Source organism: Phaeobacter italicus (genome assembly GCF_001258055.1).
Taxonomy (GTDB): Bacteria; Pseudomonadota; Alphaproteobacteria; order Rhodobacterales; family Rhodobacteraceae; genus Phaeobacter; species Phaeobacter italicus.
This window is the reverse complement of the sequence record NZ_CVRM01000011.1, coordinates 472,594-494,837: the sequence shown is the minus strand read 5'-3', so window position 1 is coordinate 494,837 and position 22,244 is coordinate 472,594. Positions and strand designations below refer to the sequence as shown.

Below are 22,244 nucleotides of genomic sequence, written 5' to 3'. Positions count from 1 at the left end.
TTTGGCCCGATCTAACGCCGGGCCACCCCGTTCAGACAAAAACGCCCCGCACCGTTTGGTGCGAGGCGTTGATTTTCAAAATGGCTGGCAGATTCAGCGCATCTGGTCGCGCTCTCCCTGCAGGCCGCGCGCGATGGCCCAGCACATCAAGAGCAGCACAATAGTGAACAACAGTCCGGTTGAAATCACCATCGCCTGCAAGGCGGCCAGACCGCCACCCAAAAGCAGCACGATCGCAACGGCCCCTTCGAACACGCACCAGAACACGCGCTGGGGCATCGGTGCATCGACCTTGCCCCCGGCGGTGATCGTATCGATCACCAGCGAGCCGGAGTCCGATGAGGTGACAAAGAACACAACCACCAGGACGATCCCGACAAAGGAGGTCAAGGACGCCAGGGGCAGCTCGCCCAGCATCTTGAACAGTTTCAGCTCAAGCGCGGCATCCTGCGCACCGGTGTAGCCGTCTGCGATCACCTGATGGATCGCGGTGCCGCCAAAGACGCTCATCCACAGAACACAGACCAGGCTGGGGATCAGCAGAACGCAGATCACGAACTCACGGACGGTGCGGCCACGGCTGACACGGGCGATAAACATACCCACAAACGGCGACCAGCTGATCCACCACGCCCAGTAGAACGCGGTCCAGCCCTGGCTGAAGTTCACGTCTTCGCGGCCGAAAGGCATGGAAAGGGCCGGCAGATACTGCACATAGGCCACCAGGCTGTCGACAAATCCGCTGAGGATCAGCAGCGTCGGCCCAACAAGGAGCACGAACAGCAACAGCAGAAAAGCAAGCCCCATGTTCAGCTCGCTCAGCACCTTCACCCCGCCATCAAGGCCCCGGACAACCGAAACCAAAGCAACAGCGGTGATGGCCGAGATCAGGACCACTTCGGTTGTCGAGCCGAGTGGCACGCCGAACAGCTCGTTCAGACCCGCATTGGCCTGTGTCGCGCCAAACCCAAGAGAGGTCGCCAGACCAAAGAGGGTCGCAAACACCGCCACGATGTCGATGACATGGCCGGTCCAGCCCCAGACACGTTCGCCGAAGATCGGGTAAAAGGCAGAGCGAATGGTCAGCGGCAGGCCCTTATTGTAGGAAAACAGCGCCAGAGACAGCGCCACGATTGCATAGATCGCCCAAGGGTGCAGGCCCCAGTGATAGATCGTCGCCGCCATGCCAAGGCGCACCGCCTCTGCCTGATCGCCAGCAGCTGCGCCAAGCGGCGCCCAGTCGGTTCTGACGCCATCCTCACCAACGCTGATGCCACCCATCGCGGTGGAATAGTGGCTCATCGGTTCGCTGACGCCGTAAAACATCAGCCCGATGCCCATGCCTGCCGCAAACAGCATCGCAAACCAGCCCAGGTAGTTGTAGTCGGGTTCGGCCTCGTCCCCGCCAAGGCGCACACTGCCCCAGGGCGTTACGATCAGCGCAAAGCAGAACAGCACAAAGATGTTGCCAGCGCTTAGGAAGAACCAGTCGAAACTGCTGGTCACGGTGCCGCGCAGCCAGCCAAACAACGCATCAGCCTGCTCTGGCAGCACCAATGCGTAGAATACAAACATCATCACGGCGATGCCGGAGATCATGAATACAGGATTGTGGATGTCGAACCCGATGGGCCCAACCGAGCCCTCAAGGTTGTCCTGACCGATTTCATAGTCGGTCTCGATTACATCAGCGCTTCCGTCCGGGGTCGGGATGCCCTGATTGTTCGTTTCATCAGTCATACGCGTTCCAGTCTTGTTATTGTGAACGTCCACAAACCCAACAAGTGAAAGCTGCGCAGGTTCCCGCCGAAGTGAAATTTTTTCTGGAACCGATCCGGATGCCCCGCGTTAGTTGCGTCTTTTCAGCGCGCTAGCAGATAAAACTGACCCTGTTGAAACAGAAAATGCGCGCAAAACCTGCGCGCATTTTCAAGACTGTCACATCGGCCCGGCGGCTCAGGCGTTCACGTCGACCACAACGCGGCCCTTGACCTGGCCTTTCAGGATGTCCTTGCCCAGTTGCGGCAGATCCGACAGGGTTGCGGGCTGAACCATCGCCTCCAGTTTGTCCATCGGCAGATCCTTGGCGATGCGCTGCCAGGCCCGCAGGCGATTGTCATAGGGCTGCATTACGCTGTCGATCCCAAGGAGGTTCACCCCTCGCAGCAGGAACGGAATGACCGTGGCTGGCAGTCCGGCACCACCGGCCAGACCGACCGCAGAAACCGAGGCGCCATATTTCATCTGGCCGAGAACCCGTGCGAGCATATCGCCGCCCACCGCATCAATGCAGCCTGCCCAGGTTTCGCTTTCCAGCGGGCGTTTGACCGTCTCGTTGATCTCTTCCCGGGCGACGATCTGGGTCGCGCCGAGGGATTTCAGATAGTCGGCTGTTTCCGGTCGGCCGGTGACGGCCGCAACCTCATAGCCGAGGTTGGCCAGGATGGCGGTCGCAACCGAACCCACGCCCCCCGCAGCACCCGTTACCAGAACCGGACCGTGCCCCGGAACCAGCCCGTGATCTTCCAGCGCCATCACGGCCAGCATTGCGGTAAAACCGGCCGTGCCCACCGCCATTGCCTGACGGGTATCAAGCCCCTCGGGCAGCGGCACCAGCCAGTCGGCGCGCACGTTGGCCTTTTGGGAATAGCCGCCCCAATGAGCTTCGCCGACGCGCCAGCCGGTCAGGACAACCTTGTCGCCCGGCTTGTAACGCTCATCAGAGGACGTCTCTACCGTACCGGCAAAATCGATGCCGGGCACGTGGGGGTATTTGCGCACCAGACCACCGCCCGGCCCGATGCACAGCCCGTCCTTGTAGTTCACGGTGGAATAGTCCACCGCCACCGTCACCTCGCCGTCGGGCAGCTGATCGAGGCTGATCTGTTCCACCGCGGCAGAAGTCTTGCCGCTTTCTTCATCCTTGTTCACGACCAATGCATTGAACATGTCGTCTCTCCCTTAAATCCAGAATTTTTCCTGCACTGTCGCGGCGCGCATGCCGTCCGGTGTTTCCACCTCCAGCGCGGTGCCCGCATCCCAGTGCGTCATGCGGACCATGCCAATGGCCACGTTGGTGTTGAAATCGGGCGACCACGCCGCTGAGGACACCTGCCCCACCTTGCGCCCGTTTGCGAAGACAGGCCACAGCCGGTCACAGGGACCCACGGCATCGCCTTTGATCGCGATGGGGCGGATCTGCTGAACCGGGCCTTCCTTAGCGACCCGCAACAGCGCATCGCGACCGATGCAGCCGATTGCGGTGTGGGTGTTGCAGAACTTGCCCAGACCGCATTCATGCGGGGTGTTATCGTCGGTCATGTCGTTGCCGTAGCTCAGCAAGCCACCTTCGATCCGCTCAATGAGATTGGGGCAGCCTGCCCGCACCTCAAGATCTGCGCCCAGCTCAAAAAGCCGGTTCCACAAGGGCATACCCATATCGCTGCCCTCCAGGTAGATCTCGTAGCCGCCCTGTTTGGAGTAACCAGAGCGCGCGATCACCAGGTCGCGGCCCTCGAACTGGTAGATGCCAAAGCGAAAGAACCGCAGGGATCGAATGTCCTCACCGAACAGGCGCGCCATCAGATCGTCTGCTTTTGGGCCTTGAATTGCCAGAGGTGACACATCCGGCTCATCCACCAGAACATCCAGCCGCCAGCCATTTGCGATCCCCTTGACCCAAAGCAGCAGGTCGCTGTCTGCAATCGAGATCCACCAGCGGTCCTCTGACAGTTTGACCGCCACAGGATCATTCAGCATTCCCCCGGTTTCATCGACGATGGGGACATAGAAACACTGGCCCGCCGTCATGCCGCGCAGATCGCGCGGTGTCAGCATCTGCATCAGACGGGCCGCATCCGGGCCACGCAGCTCGACCTGGCGCTCGCAAGAGACATCCCAGACCTGAACGTGACGCTTGAGATGGTGATAATCTGCCTCGACGCTTTCAAAGACGGTGGGCAGCAGCATCCGGTTGTAGACGGTGTATCCTTTGACGCCTGCGGCCTCGACCCCGTCCGAAAACGGTGTGCGACGCAGGCGGCGGGATGGTGCGATCAAGGCCATGGCAATTCCTCCCTACCAGGCGCAGCCGGGGCGATACGGCGGCGGTCCCACCCGCCGCCTGCCCCAAGATCAGCGTGGACCGTGCCAGTCGATCTGGCAGATTTCAGCTGAACGGTTTTCAAAATCCCAGACACGGCCAAAGGCGCGCACGCGGCCCTTGGTTGCCTTGGCAACGGTGATGTCGGGGCCCATCCAGTATTCGGTGTTGGTGACGACAATGTCCTTGCCATCCTTGCCCTCAACCGGAACAACCGCGCCCTGGATCTTTTTGCCGACCATGAGACGGCGTTCCTTACCTTCGGTTTCAAAGACAACCGGTGCCCGCTCTGCGCCGAGGAATTCGCTCACCAGGAGCGAAAACAGACCCGTGGTGCCGCGTGCGGCCCCGGAGAAGATGTTGACCAGGCCGTCATAGGCTGCGTCAGAGGCACGATCATCAATGAACGCCGCAGCTTTCCAGTTGCCGCGCCCCATGTTGCCCGGAATTTCCAGGAACAGGCCGACGTTCAGACCTGACAGATCTTCGTCCCCATATTGCCCCTCGTCGATGCGCACACCGGCCCAGGCCTGACAGTGGCCCTCGGTCGGCGGGTGCTGACCCAGCGACACCACACAGGGGCAGAAGACAGTACAGTTACAATTGAGGATCAGCTCCCCCTTGATGGTCCAGGGAACCGTCCCGACCGCAGCATCCAAAGCCATTTTTTCTCTCCCTTAGTAATCTCAGATAAGTGTGAGCCCGATCCACACGGACCAGCCCAGAAGCAGCACGCCCAGAGGTCGTGTCAGGTACCGGCCCAGATCGGGCAGTTTTTCAAAAACCATGATGAGGGTTGCGAGCCCCATGAAAGCGACGTTCATGACCCCGCCGACAAAGGCCAGCAGCATCAGCGCCCAGCAACACCCAAGACATACCAATCCCAGCCGCACACCATTGCGAAAGGCCCCCTCGTCCCAGTGCTGCATGAAAAAGACCAGCGGACGGCGGCATTTGCTGAGGCAGGCCTCCTTGGCGCTGGAAAACTGATAAAGCCCCGCAATCAGCAGCAGTGCCGCGCTGAGCCCTGCAGAGAGGCTGTCGCCGAACGCAGAAATCAGCCCCAGCTGAAACAACAGCATCTGCAGCGCGGCCGCGACGATGGAAAACCCACCCCAAACTAGCAGATACCCACCAACCAGATCACCAAACCGGGTATCCGGCGCGGCGTGGCTGAGGTCATCATAGGTCGCGAAAGCTGGCAGTGCGGTCGGCGCCATCATTGCAGCCGACATCAAGGACCACATCAGAACCATCCGCAGATAGCCCGCCGCATCCGGGGTCATCGTGCACAGGTCCCGCCAGAAATCTGCGCCATAGATCTGGCCCGCCTCGCGCAGATCCGCAGGCACCGCCATCAAATACAGCACGATCCAGGCCCCCAGGATCACGGCAAAAAGGCCCAGCCAATGCCAGCCCTGCATCATGCGGATCTTTTGGGTCAGGACAGCTTTCATTGCGGGCGCCCCTTGCTCGGATGGGTTGCGTTCATGCGTCGAGTGCAGGAGTTGCTTGCCAATCTTACGACTCAACCCCTATGAATCAAATGTCAGACTTTTAAATGTCTGACAAATGATTTCTTGCAGCCGGAGCCCCGAAATGAAACTTGACCCCAACAGCGCAGCCGACCTGTCGGCGCAAATTGCGCAGGCCATTCGCGATGCCATTGTGGCCGGGGATCTGATCGTGGATGAGCGTCTGCCGTCCGAGGCGGAGTTGTCCGAACAGTTTCAGGTTTCGCGCCCCACTGTGCGCGAGGCGTTGAAACGGCTTGCTGCGCAGTCGCTGATCCGGACTCAGCGGGGGGCGACAGGCGGTGCCTTTGTGAACCGTCTGAACTACGAAGATGCCTATTCCCAGCAGATCACCACCTCTACCCTGCTGCTCAGCATGAACGCCGTGAGTTTCGACACGGCCTGCGAAGCGCGCTATGCGCTGGAGCGGGCCTGTGCGCCCCTTTCGGCCACCCGCCGCAGCGCCGACCAGCTAGCAACCATGCGCGCAGAGATCTTTCGCCAGGGCCAGCCCGGTCTGACGGATGAGGCATTCTGCGCGTCTGATGTGGCCTTTCACAGGGCGCTGGTCGACGGGGCGGGCAATCCGGTTCTGTCCTATCAGCTTGCAGGCGCGGTTGAAGCGATGCAGCCGCTGATGAACATGATCACCTTTACCGCCCGTGACCGGCAGATCATTCTAGCGCTGCACACGCGGATCGCTGACGCAATCGAAGCGGGCGATGGGCCTGATGCGGTTCAGGGGCTGAGCGCGCTGGAAGACGAAACCCGCAAACTGGCTGCGGATGTCTTTGCCGCGCGCGCCAAACGCTAGGGTCAGGATGCATTGATTGCGGGCGTCATAATGCGCAGGAAAGCAACAGAATTTCCTGCAGGATTTCCCTCTGCCCCCCTTTGCAAGCAGCCGTTTGCCGCCTATATAAGAGCTGTCCTTCGGGACTATGGACATAAACGCGCTCGTAATAAGCGGATCGGACCCGGGGGCGGTACCCGGCGGCTCCACCATAACACCACTGGGGTATCCTTCGTTTGGGGGTATTTTCAGGTTCTGGGGGCCGAAATAGGATCGACGAACGTCTAAAGGGGTTAGCTTTGTCTCGGCTGTCTGCCACCGTTACCGGCGAAAACAGTACAATTGCAAACGACAATCGTGCTCCGGTTGCTCTGGCTGCGTAAGCAGTCCGAGTCGAACCGACTTTAAGCCCTAGCGCCTAGCCGCGTTAGGCGGGGTTCGCAGGTACCTGGCAACAGAAACCTGCACTTCCCCTCTCCAACCATGAATTCTTGCGGCCATTCGACGTGACCGGGCATACCCCCTGCGCCAAAGGCCAAATTCTGCACCCCCTCGCATGAAGTGCTGCCGTCGCTTCATTGGGGTCAGTTGACGGATCCAGATACGTCCCAACCGCGACCTGCGACATTCCGCAGTTCAGCGCAAATTTTACGTTGAATTTTTCGTAAACTCTGTGGTTCAGTTTTCCGTGAACGCTCTAGCACATCGGTCAAGGTTGCATGAAAAACCACGAACGCCTTTACACCTGGTTCCATGACGTCTGGATCAATGGTCGAACTGAGCTGATCGAGCCGATGTTTCATCCTGATTTGAATATGAAAGGCCCGCTGCATGGCGCTGTCACCGCAGCCGAGGACTATGCCGAAGTCGTCATGACACTGAAGGCCCGCCTGACCGGGCTGGAACTGGAAAAGACCCATGGGCTTGACGATGGCAACCTGAGCTGTGTGCGCATCCATGTCACCGGGACCGGGTTTGGCGGCGCAGGGCCGCTGGACTATTTCGGCGTTTTGGTTGTTGAATTCAAAGATGGTCAGATCCGCGATTTTCTGTCGAACTTTGATTATGTGACCATGCTGGAGCAACTGGGCCAGTTGCCACCGGAATGCCTGCCGATCTGCATGACAGGCGAGCGGCTGATCTGGGCAAGCGATGCTGGCAAATCCGGCAGCAGCCCCGACGACGAGCGCGCCCAAACACCTGCGCAACGCACCTGAGGCAAACGGTCTTTTCTCAGATTCCGTCGCTTTCCCGCTGGTTCTGGGCTGTGCGGATGTTATGGCTGTGACGAACGCAGGTAGCTCCATGATTTTGCCATGACACAGCATTCCCCTTCTCCACGCTCCAACGCAGAGGCGACGACCCATCCGTCATTGAGAGAGCTTTTTCAGGTCTTTGGCCGGATCGGTGTTCTGTCCTTTGGCGGGCCTGCGGCGCAAATTGCGTTGATGCACAAGGAACTGGTGGAAGACCGCCCCTGGCTGAGCGAGGACCAGTTCCTGCGGGCCCTGTCGTTTTGCATGATGCTGCCGGGCCCTGAGGCGATGCAGCTTGCAACCTACGCAGGCTGGCGTCTGCGCGGCGTTCCCGGCGGATTGATCGGCGGGCTTCTGTTTGTCCTTCCCGGTGCGGCGGTGATTGCAGCGCTGGTATTCCTATATGTCAGCTATGGCGCGCAACCTATTGTTCAGGATGGATTTCTGGGCATCAAGGCCGCTGTTGTCGTGATCGTTTTCCAGGCCCTTATTCGACTGCGGAAGAAGGCCCTGAAGGGCCCATTTGATCTGGCGCTTGCGGGGCTTGGATTTGCGGCCCTGTTCGTCTTTGGCCTGCCATTTCCATTGGTGGTTCTGACCGCCGGTCTGATTGGCGCCTTTGCTCTGCACGGCAGTGCCCCAGTGGAACAGGCCGCGGTAAAGACCGCGCCCTTGAAAGACCCGGCCATCACATTGCGCCCGATCGCGCTGTGGGGTGCGCTATGGCTGATGCCGCTGGCCGCGCTCAGCATTGCCGGGCCACAGATTCTTGCCGATATCGGCTGGTTCTTTGCCAAACTGGCAGTGGTCACCTTTGGCGGAGCCTATGCCGTTCTCGCCTATATGTCCCAAACTGTTGTCGACGATTTCGGCTGGATCGACACAGGCCAGATGATTGATGCGCTTGGCCTTGCCGAAACAACCCCGGGTCCGCTGATTCTTGTCACGCAGTTTGTTGCCATGCTGGCCGGTGCGCTGGCGGCCGGTGTCTGGATGGCACTTGCGGCCGGTGTTGTGGCCCTTTGGGCGACCTTCGTGCCATGTTTTCTATGGATCTTTGCCGCCGCTCCACATGTCGAGCGGATCACCAACCATCCACGCCTTGGTGCCGCGCTCAGAGCCATCACCGCTGCGGTGGTCGGGGTGATCCTCAACCTGTCTGCATGGTTTCTGATGCATGTGATTTTCCGCGAGATCACAGCGAGTGAGAGCGCATGGCTGGCCCTGCCCCATCCGCAAATTGCCAGCCTCGATGTTGCGGCGCTGATGCTGGTGCTGATTGCGCCTGCCGTTTGGGTGATCTGCCGCGGGCGGCTGAGCCTTATCCTGCCGGTCATGGCCACCCTTGGCGTTGCGGTGTCGCACATCGTTTAAACACCGCCAGCCTGCGACGCAAACGTCCCAAATAATTTACGAAAGCTTGCGGAGCGGCTCTTTAGTTTCCCCCAGAAATCCGTATTCTGAAGCAAATCGAACAAGGGTATCGGAATGTCCCGCGAAATTGACTATGGAAATCTGATGCATTCAGCCATGCGTGGGCTGATCCGCTCGGTTCTGGAGGGCGTGGCCAAGGATGGTCTGCCCGGCAACCACCATTTCTTCATCACCTTTGACACATCCCACCCGGACGCCGAATTGGCGGATTGGCTGTCTGATCGCTATCCCGGCGAAATGACTGTTGTGATGCAGCATTGGTTCGACAACCTGAATGTGGGCGAAGACGGGTTTGCCATCACGCTGAACTTTGGCGACGCGCCCGAGCCTCTTTATATCCCTTACGACGCGATCAAGACCTTTGTTGATCCATCGGTCGAATTTGGCCTGCGCTTTGAATCGCCCGATGATGACGACATGGACGATGTTGCCGAAGACGGGCTGGATGATGACATCGAGATCGAGGTGCAGGAAGATACTGCAGAAAAGAAAGAGGCAGATGTTGTCTCTCTCGACAGCTTCCGCAAGTAAGCCGATCAGCTGCAATTCCATCAAACGCCCTGCCAGATAGGTGGGGCGTTTTTTTTGCGGACCATGCGCGATCAAGAGCGAGAGTGGCTGGCCAAAAACGGGCGGGAACGGCGCATTGGCACACCGTTTTCATCCAAGAAGAACAACATGAAAATCAGACCCCAACCATTTGCAAAAAAATGGTTTATCTGCTGATTTACTGCCGCTCCAGGAAGGTTTTCAAACGCTTCAACGGGAAGCCGTTGCGGTGGGACGAATAAACCAGCTCCAAGCCGCCATCCGCCAGCGTCCGGTCATACTGCTGGATTTCATAGTCGCCATTCGGGCCGACAAACATCGAAAACACCGTCAAAGTATCGCCCACGATCCGTCCCCAGACATAGGGTTCCCCCTTCATCGGGTCGAGCTGCACGGTATGGCCAAACACGTTGCGCTTCATCGCTGCGGCGAAAATGTCATCGCGCCCTGTTGGCGTGAACTCGATGGCATAGGATTTGGCTTTGCGACGCCCGTCAGGTTTGATCGAGGTGGTGGTCCACTGCACGTAGAACCCATCCTCATTATCCTCGACCGGGCCGATCTTCACAGCCGCATCGCGCCGCTCGCGGGTGCCGTCCGCCTTTGGCACCACAAGCGAGCCACGGTATTGGCCAAAGAAAGGCTCCACCTCTGCGGCACAAAGCGAGCCGGCCTGCACTGCAACCAGCGCCAGCACCGCAGCAAAGCCACCAAGACTGCGGCGCAGCGGTGCAGAAATCTGCGGCATTTTCAGAGATCGCAATAGGCTCAAGGGCATGTCCTCGTGACGGTCCGGATTTAAGTGGCTCGATGTTGGGTAATCTAAGCTTCTTTTGGCGCTGTGCAATGGGTCATGGCCTATTGGGCCTGTACCCGCCAGCCGGAATGACTATGCTGCGCGCAACTGCGCAATTGCCACCGCAGCCCGCAACGGTTAGACGGCATACCGACGCATACATTCAGTCACTGGTTATAGTATCAGACGGAGAGACAGACATGTCCGCAACCCGCACCGAAACCGACAGCTTCGGCCCGCTTGAAGTTCCCGCAGACAAATACTGGGGTGCCCAGACCCAACGCTCGATCATGAATTTCCCGATCGGCTGGGAAAAGCAGCCGGTGGCCATCGTGCGCGCGCTTGGCGTGATCAAGCAGGCCTGCGCCATGGCCAACAAGGCGTCGGGCAAGCTGGACGCCAAGATCGCGGATGCGGTCATTCAGGCAGCAAGCGAGGTGGTTGCAGGCAAGTTTGACGACAACTTCCCGCTGGTGGTGTGGCAGACGGGTTCTGGCACCCAGTCCAACATGAACTCCAACGAGGTGATCGCCAACCGCGCCATCGAGATCCTCGGAGGTGTCATTGGCTCCAAGGATCCGGTGCACCCGAACGATCACTGCAACATGGGCCAGTCGTCCAACGACACCTTCCCGACCGCCATGCATATCGCCACCGCGATGTCCGTGCGCGACGTGCTGGTGCCCGGACTGACCAAGCTGGCCGAAGGGCTGGAAGCCAAGGCGGAAGAGTTCAAGGACATCATCAAGATCGGCCGCACCCACACGCAGGACGCGACCCCGCTGACGCTCGGCCAGGAATTCGGCGGCTACGCCCATCAGATCCGTCAGGGTCTGGCGCGGGTCGAGGCGGCGATGCCCGGCATCTATGAGCTGGCACAGGGCGGCACCGCTGTCGGCACTGGCCTGAATACCCAGAAAGGCTGGGGAGAGACCGTGGCCGCCAACATGGCCGAGATCACCGGCCTGCCCTTTGTCACCGCACCCAATAAGTTCGAAGCACTGGCCGCGCATGACGCAATGGTGTTCCTGTCCGGCGCGCTCGCGACCATTGCGGGCAGTTGCTACAAGATCGCCAACGACATCCGTTTCCTCGGCTCTGGCCCCCGCTCTGGTCTGGGTGAGCTGATCCTGCCGGAAAACGAACCGGGCTCTTCGATCATGCCGGGCAAGGTGAACCCGACCCAGGCAGAGGCGCTGACCCAGGTAGCCGCCCACGTCATGGGCAACGACGCGGCGATCAAGTTCGCAGGCTCGCAGGGTCATTTTGAGCTGAACGTCTACAACCCGATGATGTCCTACAACCTGCTGCAGTCGATCCAGCTGTTGGGTGATGCGGCGGACAGCTTTACCGAGCGGATGCTGAACGGCATCCAAGCCAACGAGCCGCGCATCGACAAGCTGATGAAGGAAAGCCTGATGCTGGTCACCGCGCTGGCGCCCACCATCGGTTATGACAACGCCACCAAGGTCGCCAAGACCGCCCACAAGAACGGCACCACGCTGAAAGAAGAAGCGATTGCACTGGGTTTTGTGGACGAGGCGACGTTTGACGCCGTGGTTCGCCCGGAACAGATGATCGGCCCCAAGGACTGATCCTGCGCCAAGCAGACAGACATGACAAACGCGCCCGGCCCTCGTCCGGGCGCGTTTTCTTTGGTCACTGGTAATCCGCTGCGAGCAGAGTATTCTGGCACAATGGCAGACATCGTGAACCTCAACCAATTTCGCAAATCCAAGGCCCGGACCGACAAGAAGGTTCAGGCCGATCGCAATGCGGTAAAATTCGGTCGCACCAAGGCAGAGAAACAGCGCGACAAGGCGGTGCAGGACCAGGACAGTCGGCGCCTCGACAGCCACAAGCGCGACGACTGATCAGGATGAGCCAAAGGCCACGCAAACATTCGCTCACCTTGCGGGGGCATCGGACCTCTGTTTCGCTGGAGGACGAGTTCTGGGACGCGTTTCGCGAGATTGCGGCAGCCGACGGGCGCGCCATAAACGACCTTGCGGCGGAGATCGATGAAACACGCGGGGTTGATTGCGGGCTGGCCTCTGCCATACGGCTGCATGTGCTGCGGCGCTTAAGGTCACGTTGATCGGACTTCGGCGTCGCATTGCCATGCCGAAACCCCGCCCCCCGTTATCCCCGATGGCGTATTGGTGCGGCTGTTTTCGGCGCGAGTTGAAACACCGGGGGTTTCATTCAGTCCATACGCGGGCCAAATCATCATGGCTGCAATCGGGAGGCTGCGCCCATCATCCAGTGCTGCGAATGTCTTGGATGACGTTTCCGAATGTTCACGGCTCGCGCCGCGTCAGCTGCAGCCAGATCCCGTTTTTCGACCGCACTGTCAGATGCGCCGCTGGGACAGGTGTTTTGCCCGGAACCGGTGAGATCCGAAACTGCCGCAGGATCATCGACAGCATCAGCACCCCTTCAACCATGGCAAACCCGGCACCGGTGCAAACCCTGGGACCCGCAGAAAAAGGCATGTAGGCGCTGCGCTGACAGCTTTTGCCATTTTCTGTCTGCCAGCGACCGGGATCAAAGCCATCTGGATCGCTCCACAGGCGTTCGTGACGGTGCAGGTGCCACGGGCTGAGAACAATCTGCGCGCCTTTGGGGACCTTTCTGTTGCGGAATGTCCGGGGCTCTGCCGCCTCGCGCACCATCATCGGCACCGGCGGATACAGCCGCAGCGCCTCGCGGAACACATCCCGGCTGATCCTTAGCGAGGACATCGCTGCAAACTCGCTCAGATCGGCGCCCCGGGCCTCTTCTGCCACGGCCTCCTGCCAGTCAGGCGCGCAGGCCAGAAGGAAAAGCGCCCAGGCCAGGGCAGAGGCGCTGGTTTCGTGGCCTGCGAGGAAAAAGATCGCGACCTGATCCACCATTTCGTCAGCTGAAAAGCACTGCCCGGTTTGGGGGTCGGGCGTGGTCATGATCTTGGTCGCCAGATCCCGGGGCGCGCAACCTTCTGCGATTTGCCGTTGCCTTTCTTCGGTGAGGGCTGTGATCAAGCCACGGATATGGCGCGCATGTTCGCGGCTTCTGCGCCGGTGAAATCGGGGGAACCAACGCGGCAGTCGCAGGAAGGCCGCAAGATTGAGGATCGGTTGGTCCTGCTGATAGGCGCGGAAGCTGTGAAAAACCTCTTGCGCCAGTTGGTCCTCGATCGGGATGGAAAACAGCGTGCGAAAGATCACATCGGCGGCAGCATGGGAGGCCTCTGCCTCGATCTCGACCGGTTGCCTTGGATCCAGGGACGCCAGACGCGCAACGGTGGCTTCGGCGGCCGCATGGATCGACGGATAACTGTCGCGCAGCCGTCCGCCTTCAAACGCGGGATCGATGATGCGGCGCTGACGCTTCCACTGCGCGCCATTGGTCAGGAATACAGAGTTCCCCAACAGCGGCCGCAGACCCTCGCTCACCCTGTCGGATTTCGGAAATGTCTCGGCTTCAGTCTTCAACACCCGATCAATGAGATCGGGCTGATTGACCAAAAAGGACCTGAAGAAGGGCGTGCGAAACTCTGCCATCCAGGCCCGGTAGAGCCGAGCGGGCTGCGCCGACAAAAGATCGGCGCGAAACAGGCGGAGGTAGCGCCAAAGCGACACGCGGTCGGGTCGTGGCTCCGGCTTGGGCGGGGCGGTGTTGGTTGCCTTGGACAGGTGCGGACAGGCGACACCAACCGCCGGGTCTGGCGCCGGAGCATCACAGGGCGGCAGTGGGTGTCGTTGGGGCGCGGGCGCTGTCATGGCTCGACCGAGGTGTATTTCGACGCCGTCACATCAATACGGGAGCGCGATGGCGCCCGCCCCTCATACCGATCCTGCAAGCTGCGCGGACCTGCGGTGATCTGAAAATAATCGTAATCTCCTGGGGCATCAAAGGCGCAGAGATACTGGAAATGCAGGCGGAAAAACCGCCAGCGCAGCTCGGCCCACCGCTCTGGGCTCAGCGTCTGGCTAAAGGCCGCAGAGATGACCAATGGCCCCTGGGTGGCCCCGTCTGCCACCCCGCTGACTGCAACCGGATCACAAAGGGCAAAGGAACAGCCGTCACCGGGCGCAGACACATCAACCCAGGTCAGATCCCTGCGCCGCGACAGATCGCGCAGATCCCGGCGCAGACGCGTGGCGTGCGGCAGAAAGGACACCATCGGCACCACCTGCCCAAGGCTGAGGAACCCAAGCGCGGCATGACCGCTGCGGGTGCCAATGCGCAGAACATCCGCCAGCACACTCACTCCGACGTGCGCACCAGAGGAATGACCTACCACCAGCACCTCGTCATATTGCGGATCATTGAGCGCAACCGCGATGTCCCCTGCGAAACGGGCAATCCTCTCTTCCAGTTCGGGTGCATAGGCCCCCGACAGGGCCGCGGAATGGGCGTAGTCATGCATGAGATAATAGGCATAGATCTTGCCATCCATCCGTCGAAACCACCGCAGCAGCGCAACGCCCAGCCCAAGGCCAATCCCCCAGAACACCAGCTGTGCCGCCGCAGCGACCCAGCTGGTGTCGCTGATGCGCGCCACCGCTGCCTGCCCGCTGCGCGCAATAAGCAGCGCGACAAGAAACGCCAGAACCGCCTGCAGGATCAAGACCCCAACGGGGTAAAGCGCCGCAATCACGGGCCCCTTGCGCAGCCACATCAAACGTCTCAGCGTTCCGGTTGAGATGTAGATCCAAGCGGTTCGGATCAGCTGCCAGTAGGTCTGCGCAATCGACGGCGCCATAGAGCCACGCACGATGTCGGACCAAACCAGAACCTCAACATCGGTGGTGGTGTGCAGATCATCGATGGTGGCCTCCACCTTCCAGCCGTATCGGGGACCGTCGTCCGTGGCCACGCCATCTGCGGATTTGGCGTTCAGCGCGATTTCATAGCCGCTGATTGCAGCCTGGGCAGCCCCTTCGCTTCGGTACAGCTCGCGGTAGCGACGCGGATGGATGGGATCATAGCCGGGGATATAGAACATCTTGCGCCGCCGCACGGGTCTTGCGGGTTCAATTTGCCCTTGTTGTGCTGTGCCTGTCGCTGGATCACGATCGCTGTTCTGGGTCACGGCCTGCCCGACCTGTTCTTGATGATGCTGTCCTTCGCAGCTTAGCCAAGGCACCCACAAAGAGTAAGCCCCGCCGGGCATTTGCCGGGCGGGGCTTTCATCTTTCGGATGTCACGCCAAATCAGCCGAGGGCAGCCAACGCCGGGAATGTCTCCAGCAGCCAGAACGAGAAGGTCGAGAACAACCCTGTCACCAGCATCAGACCCACAAAGATCAACAGCGCACCCATCGCCTTCTCGATGATGCCCATGTAGGGCTTGATCCGGTTCATCACCACCATAGAGCGGTTGAGGAACATCGCGGCCAAAAGAAATGGCACGCCAAGACCAAGCGCATAGACACCAAGCAGGACCGTACCGCGCGTCACAGAGGCCTCTGTCGCCGCGATTGACAAGATCGCCCCCAGCTGCGGGCCGATGCACGGCGTCCAGCCAAAGGCAAAGGCCAGACCAAGAATATAGGCCCCGACCGCCGAGCCACCGGATTGGCCGGCATCCATTCGGGCCTCGCGGTCGAGGATGGGAATACGGAACACCGACAGGAAATGCAGGCCGAAGACAATCACGACCACGCCGGCGATTTGTGCAAACAACTCCTGATTTTGCAGGACAAACGCCCCAAAGGCCGACGCCGTGAACCCCAACAGCAGGAACACGGTCGAAAGCCCCATGACAAAGAACAACGCTGCCACGATTGCCTTGCGCCGGGCGGCGGCTGTGCCTTGGATTTCACCCAGAGACACCCCGCTCATATAGGCGAGATACGGCGGCACAATTGGCAGCACACAGGGCGACAGAAAGCTGATCAATCCAGCGGTCAGCGCCACGAGCATGGCAGGGATCAAACCTGCGTCGATGATTTCAATACCAAACATGCAGACTACTTAGACCACGCCTAGGCAAAGGTCACGGGGGGCGCAGGTCACATCCTTGTGGACAGGATGAAACAACCGCCTTATCTGCAAGGTATGACTGATACGACTGAGACCCTAGACGCCATTGGCCTGCTGTGCCCCCTGCCCGTCCTCAAGGCGCGCAAGCGGCTGAAACCATTGACAACTGGCAGCATTCTTGAGGTCCACGCCGATGATCCGGCGGCGGTCGTGGATATCCCGCACTTCTGTCAGGAAGCCGGTCACGAGCTGGTCGAGATCCGCGACAATTCCGCTCATCAAGTCTATCTGATCCGCAAAGGCGGCTGAGCAGGCTTTCCCCCGCACCTGCAACACCGCGCCGGTCACACGGATGATCACGAAACCGGCACTGTGACCCGCATTCAGGGAAGTGGATTTTCCGCCCCGTCCGGCAATGCCTCGCAGTCCTGGCTGAAGATATTGAGCCAGCCTGACGTGCCGCGCTGCCAGATCGAACTGACATACATCGCTGCGGGCTCATCGGTCCCGACACGGGTATACTGCGCCTTGTAGGCAAGCAGCACACAGTCCGGAGCAATCCGCAAAATGCGGGGCTGTTCGATCCGATACGTCGATACCGATGGCCCGCCAGCCAATTGCGCGGCGTGGTCGGCCCGACCAGCAAAACCCGATGGGTAAACACCAAGGAAATCCGGATGCAATGCGGCCAGGTCCGCAGCAGCGTCACCTTTGACCAACGCCTCCCAGACGGAGGTTTCGCAGGCGATGAGTTCGTTCAGAAGCAGGGTGTCGACAGCAGGCTGTTGCGTCATGTGTTCTCCAGTTGAGGGGGTGAAAAAGAAAAAGGCGAGCCCTGAGCCCGCCTTCTTCGAATTGATATCAGCTACCGATTGACCACCAGCCGCGTTTTTTCGGCTTGGGCGGAGAGGCCGGTTCCGGCTCTGCCTCGGCCAATGCTGGCTCTGATGTTTCGACCGCAACCTCGACCGGGCTGACCTCTTCGGCGAGGGTTTCCTCGGCCTTGATGTCCGCAACCTCGGGGCTGGCGCTCTCTGCCTCGGGGGCTTCTGCGGCCTCGGGGGCGGCAGCTTCGGGCGCCTCTGCAACTTCTGCGACCTCAGCTGGAGCAGCCGCGCCATTCAGCGGTGCCGCCTCCGGTGCAGCGGCGTCCTCTGCCGGTGCATCTGCCTCTGGCGTGGGCTCAGCTACGGCTTCTGCAGGTGCATCGGCAGCGTCGTCCTTGACCTCCGCCGCGGCCGCAACCTCAGCAGTCTCAGCTTCCTTCGGCTCATCGTCCGTCTTCGGCGCGTCAGCTGCAGCAGTGTCCTCGGATGCGTCTGCGGCGACCTCATCCGATTTCTTCTTGCGGCTGCGCGAGCGGGTGCGGGTTCGGGTGCGTTTCTTCTTTTCACCTTCACCGTCTTCCGCGTCAGCGGTCTTTGCCTCGGCTGCGTCTGCCTCTGCGGCATCATCCTGAGCGGCATCGGCATCTTTGCCGTCTGCGGCCTCTGCGTCAGCTTGCGCCTCTGCGTCGCCCTCTGCAGACTGCGCTGCGTTTTCATCCCCTTCACCGGAAGAAGATTTCCGACGACGACGACGACGGCGCTTGCGTTTGGGTTTGGTCTCCCCTTCGCCCTCGGCCTCGACTGCGACCTCTGCAGCCTCTGCCTCACTTGCCTCTGCGGCTTCCGCCTCTTCCGCCTCGTCAGCGTCAACCTGATCCATGATGGATGTATCGACAGAAACGACGGGCGCCGTGGCAACCGGCACCACGCGGGACGCGGTTTTGAACTTCTCAAGGGTGAAGTCCGGGCTCACCAGATGCGCGTCGCCTTCGATCCGCACGGACAGGCCGTAACGGGCTTCAATCTGGGCGATATGCTCGCGTTTCTGGTTCATCAGGTAGTTCGCGATAGAAACCGGGCAGCGGACCAGCACCTCGCGCGAGCGGCGGCGTGTGCCTTCCTCTTCGATCTGGCGCAGGATCGACAGCGCAAGCGAGTCATCCGAGCGGATCAGACCGGTGCCGTGGCAATGCGGGCATGGTGCGGTGGTGGCCTCGATCATGCCGGGGCGCAGACGCTGACGGGACATTTCCATCAGACCAAAGCCCGAGATGCGGCCCACCTGAATGCGGGCGCGGTCGGTCTTCAGCTTGTCTTTCATCCGCTTTTCGACGGCAGCGTTGTTCTTGCGCTCGTCCATGTCGATGAAATCGATGACGATCAGACCTGCAAGGTCACGCAAACGCAGCTGGCGCGCCACCTCTTCGGCGGCCTCAAGGTTGGTCTTGAGCGCGGTTTCTTCGATCGAGCCTTCCTTGGTGGCACGACCGGAGTTCACGTCGATTGCCACCAGCGCCTCGGTCACACCGATCACGATGTAGCCACCGGATTTCAGCTGCACGGTCGGGTTGAACATGCCACCGAGATAGGTTTCCACCTGATAGCGGGCAAACAGCGGCAGCTGGTCCTGGTAGTTTTTCACGTTCTTTGCGTGGGACGGCATGATCATTTTCATGAAGTCCTTGGCGATGCGGTAACCGCGCTCGCCCTCAACCAGAACCTCGTCAATCTCGCGACTATAGAGATCGCGGATGGAGCGTTTGATCAGGTCGCCCTCTTCGTAGATCTTGGCAGGCGCGATGGACTTCAGCGTCAGCTCGCGGATCTGTTCCCACAGGCGCTGGAGGTATTCGTAATCACGCTTGATCTCGGACTTGGTGCGCTTGGCACCGGCGGTGCGCACGATCAGGCCCGCACCTGTCGGCACGTCCAACTCAGTGGCGATTTCCTTCAGCTTCTTGCGGTCTGCAGCATTGGTGATCTTGCGAGAGATACCGCCACCGCGTGCGGTGTTCGGCATCAGGACGCAGTAACGACCAGCCAGCGACAGATATGTGGTGAGAGCGGCGCCTTTGTTGCCGCGCTCTTCCTTGACGACCTGAACCAGCAGAACCTGGCGGACCTTGATCACTTCCTGGATCTTGTAGCGGCGCGGACGTGGTTTGCGCGGCGGACGAATGTCTTCGCTGTCATCTTCATCCGCGACGGATTCGATGTTCTCGTCCTTGGAGGTCGCATCTGCGGCGCGGGACACGTCGCCATCAGCGGCCTCTTCGTCGTCGGCCTTTACGTCGTCGTCAGAGCCGTCCGCTGCGGTGATGTCATCTGCAGCGCCATCTTCTGCCGCGTCATCTGCCGCCGCTTCGACAGCTGTCTCTGCGTCCTGGACCTCAGGCGCGTCGGAGGCATCTTTGACGGCTTCCTCGACCACGGGGGCCTCTGCTGCGGTCTCTGGATCGGCCGCAACGGTTGCATCCTCTGCGGCTGCATCGGACTCTTGTGCCTGAACTGGCGCTTCAGCCTCAGCTGCCAGTTTTTCAACCTCGTCCGTCCCATCAGAGGTCAGATCGATGGTCTCCATCCCAGCGATTGCTGCGGCGGGCTCTGCGGTGGTCGGATCGTCGCCTTCGGGCGTGACGTCCTTGGTTTCCACCACATCTGCAGATTTGACCTCTGCGGCCTTGGTGCGGCTGCGACGGGACCGCGAGGAGCGCTTGGGTTTGGTTTCCTCTTCCTCGTCACGTGCGCGCATCGCTTCGGCATAGGCGCGCTCTTCCTCCATCAGGGCCTCACGGTCCGCGACGGGGATCTGGTAGTAATCCGGATGGATCTCGGAAAACGCGAGGAAGCCATGGCGGTTACCGCCATAGTCCACAAAAGCCGCCTGCAGCGAGGGTTCGACGCGGGTTACTTTTGCGAGATAAATGTTGCCAGCGAGCTGGCGCTTGTTTTCGGACTCAAAGTCAAATTCCTCGACCTTGTTTCCATCGACCACCACGACGCGGGTTTCCTCCGCGTGGGTGGCATCAATAAGCATCTTCTTTGCCATGTTTCCTTGGTGCACCTACCGCGCACGCGCGCATCTGGCCCGTTACCGGGCGGACGTGAACGATTGGGGTGGTGACTTGTCTGGGCGATGTGAACTGGCGCACGAAGGGACATGTCAGTACAGCGGTTAGCCCCGGAACTGTGCTCCGGCCCTCCTGCCTGTCTGCTGTTCTCGCTCGCGCGCGTCATCGCGTTTCTTCTCCGACAGGTGGGAATATCCGCGCCCTGCCCTGATTATATGCCTGCGGGGACGTGCCCAGCAGGAGGTAAGCTGCCCCGGAAATTGCGGGGCCAATCGGTCTGTCTTTGCTTTCTCGGATCTGGCCGGACAAAAGCAAAAGCAGCGAATCTCATGATGTGGGGCCCGGTCACGACGGACTTGTCCCCATTTCTGCAGCATAAGACCTGTGGATAGGTAATGACAATGGTCATTCGTCACAGGGCCGTTGCGAAAGTGTATTCCGAACGGTTTTGCCGTGAACTGGGTAATTTTTCGTTAAAATTCGACAGGCTGCGCTCTCTGGCTCCCTTGCCGCGCAGCTTTTGGAACAGCCTAAGCGCCATTTTCGGGCCACAACAGACAACTGTGTGGCCCGAAAATGTTCGATCAAGACAAGTAATCAGAGCGCTGCAGGCCATATTTGGCCATTTTTTCGTTCAACGTCCGCCGCGGCAGGCACAGCTCTTCCATCACACTGGCGATAGAGCCCTTGTGACGGCGCATGGTGTTGTCGATCAGCATCCGCTCGAAGGCTTCGACATATTCCTTGAGCGGCTTGCCCTCGGTTGTCATCACGGGCTGCATTTCTTCATGATCGGACATCAGAAGGGACGCGATCGTGCCAGAGCCGCGACGCGACTGCAGGACAGCGCGTTCTGCAATGTTGATCAGCTGGCGGACATTGCCCGGCCAGGGCGCCTGCAACAGCTGGGCCGCTTCCTGGGCGCTGACCTGGGGTGCATCACAGCCGTATTCTTCAGAGAACTGCTCGGACAGCCGGGTGAACAGCGTCAGAATATCCTCGCCACGCTGGCGCAGCGGCGGCACGGTGATCCGCAGGGCCGCAAGCCGGTAAAACAGATCCGGCCGCAGAACATCCTCGCAGGTCTTGCCTGCCTCCTGAAGGTTCGAGATGGCGATGATGCGGGTCTCGCCGGGGATGCCCTGCTCGTTGATGACGCTCAAAAGCTTTGCCTGCAGTGGCTCGCTCAATGCCTCGACGTCTTCCAGCACAAGGGTACCACCACGGGCCTCTTCGATCGCAGGCAGCATGCTGTCTTCCGGCAGCATCGGCCCAAAGAGCCGTTTGGAGAGCGCATCCTCTTCCAGCGCAGCACAGGAAACCAGGACGAATTTCTTGCCCGCCCGGCTGCCGACCGCGTGCAGCGCATGGGCAACCAGCGTCTTGCCGGTGCCGGTCTCGCCGTCGATCAGCACATGGCCGTCGGCCTGACCCAGATCAAGAATATCCTCGCGCAGCCGCTCCATCACCGGGCTGGACCCGATGAGCTTTTTCATGATGGTGCTGCCATCCGACAATTCGCGACGCAACACCCGGTTGTCGAGCGTCAGACGGCGTGCGCCGGTTGCGCGCTTGGCCAGTTCAGACATGCGGTCGGGATTGAAGGGTTTTTCCAAGAAGTCAAAGGCGCCAACGCGCATCGCCTCAACCGCCATCGGCACGTCACCGTGGCCGGTGATCATGATGACAGGCAATGCACTGTCGCTGCCCATCAGCTTTTTGAGGAACTGCATGCCATCCATGCCCGGCATCTTGATATCAGAGATCACGATACCCGGATAATCCGGCCCGAGCACCTTGAGGGCATCCTCGGCGCTGGCAAAGGTTTCCGTGTCATAGCCCGACAGTGCCAGCCACTGGCTGATCGACTGGCGCATATCCTGTTCATCATCGACGATCGCGATTTTCATGGCCTGTGCCATTCGCGTGC

At 60.2% G+C, this 22,244-nt stretch carries 20 protein-coding genes and 1 other RNA gene; 9 read left to right on the top strand and 12 right to left on the bottom strand.

Annotation, left to right across the window (positions count from 1 at the left end; genetic code table 11):
* Window positions 1-93: 93 nt before the first annotated feature.
* The 5 genes from NIT7645_RS05615 to NIT7645_RS05595 all read right to left on the bottom strand — a co-directional run bounded on the left by NIT7645_RS05615 (window position 94) and on the right by NIT7645_RS05595 (window position 5,559).
* Entirely contained in the window at window positions 94-1,740 is a 1,647-nt protein-coding gene (locus tag NIT7645_RS05615) for a BCCT family transporter (protein ID WP_008559339.1), read from the bottom strand.
* A 216-nt stretch (window positions 1,741-1,956) separates the two neighbouring features.
* Window positions 1,957-2,949 (bottom strand): acryloyl-CoA reductase, encoded by a 993-nt coding sequence (acuI, locus tag NIT7645_RS05610; RefSeq protein WP_046210171.1) that lies wholly within the window; start codon window positions 2,947-2,949, stop codon window positions 1,957-1,959.
* A 12-nt stretch (window positions 2,950-2,961) separates the two neighbouring features.
* A complete protein-coding gene (locus NIT7645_RS05605) occupies window positions 2,962-4,065 on the bottom strand; it encodes a dimethylsulfoniopropionate demethylase (RefSeq protein WP_008563007.1) in 1,104 nt (367 codons plus the stop codon).
* A gap of 69 nt (window positions 4,066-4,134) precedes the next feature.
* Complete coding sequence (locus NIT7645_RS05600; RefSeq protein WP_008559879.1) at window positions 4,135-4,767, bottom strand: DUF1326 domain-containing protein; 633 nt, start codon at window positions 4,765-4,767, stop codon at window positions 4,135-4,137.
* A gap of 21 nt (window positions 4,768-4,788) precedes the next feature.
* A complete protein-coding gene (locus tag NIT7645_RS05595) occupies window positions 4,789-5,559 on the bottom strand; it encodes a DUF2182 domain-containing protein (RefSeq protein ID WP_008559757.1) in 771 nt (256 codons plus the stop codon).
* 142 nt (window positions 5,560-5,701) lie between these two features.
* Here NIT7645_RS05595 and NIT7645_RS05590 point away from each other — a divergent pair, with 142 nt between their 5' ends.
* The 5 genes from NIT7645_RS05590 to NIT7645_RS05575 all read left to right on the top strand — a co-directional run bounded on the left by NIT7645_RS05590 (window position 5,702) and on the right by NIT7645_RS05575 (window position 9,630).
* Window positions 5,702-6,430 carry a FadR/GntR family transcriptional regulator gene (locus NIT7645_RS05590; RefSeq protein ID WP_008561332.1) on the top strand — a complete coding sequence of 243 codons (729 nt, stop codon included), beginning with the start codon at window positions 5,702-5,704 and terminating at the stop codon, window positions 6,428-6,430.
* 75 nt (window positions 6,431-6,505) lie between these two features.
* Window positions 6,506-6,878, top strand: a transfer-messenger RNA (tmRNA) gene (gene ssrA, locus NIT7645_RS19160).
* 250 nt (window positions 6,879-7,128) lie between these two features.
* Window positions 7,129-7,626, top strand: coding sequence for a nuclear transport factor 2 family protein (locus NIT7645_RS05585; protein WP_008562526.1), 498 nt, complete (start codon window positions 7,129-7,131; stop codon window positions 7,624-7,626).
* A 99-nt stretch (window positions 7,627-7,725) separates the two neighbouring features.
* The gene (gene chrA / locus NIT7645_RS05580) at window positions 7,726-9,039 is read left to right on the top strand and encodes a chromate efflux transporter (RefSeq protein WP_008561227.1); all 1,314 of its coding nucleotides are present in this window, start codon (window positions 7,726-7,728) and stop codon (window positions 9,037-9,039) included.
* A gap of 114 nt (window positions 9,040-9,153) precedes the next feature.
* Entirely contained in the window at window positions 9,154-9,630 is a 477-nt protein-coding gene (locus NIT7645_RS05575) for an SspB family protein (protein WP_008563250.1), read from the top strand.
* A gap of 196 nt (window positions 9,631-9,826) precedes the next feature.
* Here the strand turns inward: NIT7645_RS05575 and NIT7645_RS05570 are convergent, their stop codons facing one another.
* The gene (locus tag NIT7645_RS05570) at window positions 9,827-10,396 is read right to left on the bottom strand and encodes a hypothetical protein (RefSeq protein ID WP_110732311.1); all 570 of its coding nucleotides are present in this window, start codon (window positions 10,394-10,396) and stop codon (window positions 9,827-9,829) included.
* Window positions 10,397-10,644: 248 nt separating this feature from the next.
* Here NIT7645_RS05570 and fumC point away from each other — a divergent pair, with 248 nt between their 5' ends.
* From fumC to NIT7645_RS19155, 3 genes are read left to right on the top strand one after another with little or no spacing between them, the layout of a single operon-like run.
* The gene (fumC, locus tag NIT7645_RS05565; protein ID WP_008558880.1) at window positions 10,645-12,039 is read left to right on the top strand and encodes a class II fumarate hydratase; all 1,395 of its coding nucleotides are present in this window, start codon (window positions 10,645-10,647) and stop codon (window positions 12,037-12,039) included.
* A gap of 21 nt (window positions 12,040-12,060) precedes the next feature.
* Entirely contained in the window at window positions 12,061-12,318 is a 258-nt protein-coding gene (locus NIT7645_RS05560; RefSeq protein ID WP_008560690.1) for a DUF4169 family protein, read from the top strand.
* 5 nt (window positions 12,319-12,323) lie between these two features.
* A complete protein-coding gene (locus NIT7645_RS19155) occupies window positions 12,324-12,542 on the top strand; it encodes a ribbon-helix-helix domain-containing protein (protein WP_008561834.1) in 219 nt (72 codons plus the stop codon).
* A 202-nt stretch (window positions 12,543-12,744) separates the two neighbouring features.
* Here the strand turns inward: NIT7645_RS19155 and NIT7645_RS05555 are convergent, their stop codons facing one another.
* The 3 genes from NIT7645_RS05555 to NIT7645_RS05545 all read right to left on the bottom strand — a co-directional run bounded on the left by NIT7645_RS05555 (window position 12,745) and on the right by NIT7645_RS05545 (window position 16,398).
* Window positions 12,745-14,208: a cytochrome P450 gene (locus NIT7645_RS05555; RefSeq protein WP_008562621.1), complete on the bottom strand. Its 1,464-nt coding sequence runs from the start codon at window positions 14,206-14,208 to the stop codon at window positions 12,745-12,747.
* The gene (locus tag NIT7645_RS05550) at window positions 14,205-15,437 is read right to left on the bottom strand and encodes a hypothetical protein (protein WP_050686321.1); all 1,233 of its coding nucleotides are present in this window, start codon (window positions 15,435-15,437) and stop codon (window positions 14,205-14,207) included. Before NIT7645_RS05550 ends, NIT7645_RS05555 begins: the two co-directional genes overlap by 4 nt.
* A 208-nt stretch (window positions 15,438-15,645) precedes the next feature.
* On the bottom strand, window positions 15,646-16,398 hold the full coding sequence (locus NIT7645_RS05545; protein WP_008559388.1) for a cytochrome c biogenesis CcdA family protein: 753 nt from the start codon (window positions 16,396-16,398) through the stop codon (window positions 15,646-15,648).
* A gap of 93 nt (window positions 16,399-16,491) precedes the next feature.
* Here NIT7645_RS05545 and NIT7645_RS19150 point away from each other — a divergent pair, with 93 nt between their 5' ends.
* Window positions 16,492-16,725, top strand: a complete 234-nt coding sequence (locus tag NIT7645_RS19150; RefSeq protein ID WP_074964229.1) for a sulfurtransferase TusA family protein — start codon at window positions 16,492-16,494, stop codon at window positions 16,723-16,725.
* A gap of 74 nt (window positions 16,726-16,799) precedes the next feature.
* Here NIT7645_RS19150 and NIT7645_RS05535 read toward each other — a convergent pair whose 3' ends face one another.
* From NIT7645_RS05535 to NIT7645_RS05525, 3 genes are all read right to left on the bottom strand, one after another.
* Window positions 16,800-17,210 (bottom strand): nuclear transport factor 2 family protein, encoded by a 411-nt coding sequence (locus tag NIT7645_RS05535; protein WP_008562404.1) that lies wholly within the window; start codon window positions 17,208-17,210, stop codon window positions 16,800-16,802.
* A gap of 67 nt (window positions 17,211-17,277) precedes the next feature.
* A complete protein-coding gene (locus tag NIT7645_RS05530; protein ID WP_008562534.1) occupies window positions 17,278-20,292 on the bottom strand; it encodes an Rne/Rng family ribonuclease in 3,015 nt (1,004 codons plus the stop codon).
* Between the two features lie 606 nt (window positions 20,293-20,898).
* Window positions 20,899-22,236, bottom strand: a complete 1,338-nt coding sequence (locus NIT7645_RS05525) for a sigma-54-dependent transcriptional regulator (RefSeq protein ID WP_008562880.1) — start codon at window positions 22,234-22,236, stop codon at window positions 20,899-20,901.
* Window positions 22,237-22,244: the final 8 nt, after the last annotated feature.

Excerpts from the sequence above, each read along its gene's own strand:
- NIT7645_RS05605 (WP_008563007.1), bottom strand. The coding sequence starts at position 4,065 with ATGGCCTTGATCGCACCATCCCGCCGCCTGCGTCGCACACCGTTTTCG.
- NIT7645_RS05555 (WP_008562621.1), bottom strand. The coding sequence starts at position 14,208 with ATGACAGCGCCCGCGCCCCAACGACACCCACTGCCGCCCTGTGATGCT.
- NIT7645_RS05550 (WP_050686321.1), bottom strand. The coding sequence starts at position 15,437 with ATGTTCTATATCCCCGGCTATGATCCCATCCATCCGCGTCGCTACCGC.
- NIT7645_RS05575 (WP_008563250.1), top strand. The coding sequence starts at position 9,154 with ATGTCCCGCGAAATTGACTATGGAAATCTGATGCATTCAGCCATGCGT.
- acuI (WP_046210171.1), bottom strand. The coding sequence starts at position 2,949 with ATGTTCAATGCATTGGTCGTGAACAAGGATGAAGAAAGCGGCAAGACT.
- NIT7645_RS05595 (WP_008559757.1), bottom strand. The coding sequence starts at position 5,559 with ATGAAAGCTGTCCTGACCCAAAAGATCCGCATGATGCAGGGCTGGCAT.
- chrA (WP_008561227.1), top strand. The coding sequence starts at position 7,726 with ATGACACAGCATTCCCCTTCTCCACGCTCCAACGCAGAGGCGACGACC.
- NIT7645_RS05585 (WP_008562526.1), top strand. The coding sequence starts at position 7,129 with ATGAAAAACCACGAACGCCTTTACACCTGGTTCCATGACGTCTGGATC.
- NIT7645_RS05590 (WP_008561332.1), top strand. The coding sequence starts at position 5,702 with ATGAAACTTGACCCCAACAGCGCAGCCGACCTGTCGGCGCAAATTGCG.
- NIT7645_RS05525 (WP_008562880.1), bottom strand. The coding sequence starts at position 22,236 with ATGGCACAGGCCATGAAAATCGCGATCGTCGATGATGAACAGGATATG.
- NIT7645_RS05530 (WP_008562534.1), bottom strand. The coding sequence starts at position 20,292 with ATGGCAAAGAAGATGCTTATTGATGCCACCCACGCGGAGGAAACCCGC.
- NIT7645_RS05535 (WP_008562404.1), bottom strand. The coding sequence starts at position 17,210 with ATGACGCAACAGCCTGCTGTCGACACCCTGCTTCTGAACGAACTCATC.
- NIT7645_RS05570 (WP_110732311.1), bottom strand. The coding sequence starts at position 10,396 with ATGCCGCAGATTTCTGCACCGCTGCGCCGCAGTCTTGGTGGCTTTGCT.
- NIT7645_RS05615 (WP_008559339.1), bottom strand. The coding sequence starts at position 1,740 with ATGACTGATGAAACGAACAATCAGGGCATCCCGACCCCGGACGGAAGC.
- NIT7645_RS19155 (WP_008561834.1), top strand. The coding sequence starts at position 12,324 with ATGAGCCAAAGGCCACGCAAACATTCGCTCACCTTGCGGGGGCATCGG.
- fumC (WP_008558880.1), top strand. The coding sequence starts at position 10,645 with ATGTCCGCAACCCGCACCGAAACCGACAGCTTCGGCCCGCTTGAAGTT.
- NIT7645_RS05560 (WP_008560690.1), top strand. The coding sequence starts at position 12,061 with ATGACAAACGCGCCCGGCCCTCGTCCGGGCGCGTTTTCTTTGGTCACT.
- NIT7645_RS19150 (WP_074964229.1), top strand. The coding sequence starts at position 16,492 with ATGACTGATACGACTGAGACCCTAGACGCCATTGGCCTGCTGTGCCCC.
- NIT7645_RS05545 (WP_008559388.1), bottom strand. The coding sequence starts at position 16,398 with ATGTTTGGTATTGAAATCATCGACGCAGGTTTGATCCCTGCCATGCTC.
- NIT7645_RS05600 (WP_008559879.1), bottom strand. The coding sequence starts at position 4,767 with ATGGCTTTGGATGCTGCGGTCGGGACGGTTCCCTGGACCATCAAGGGG.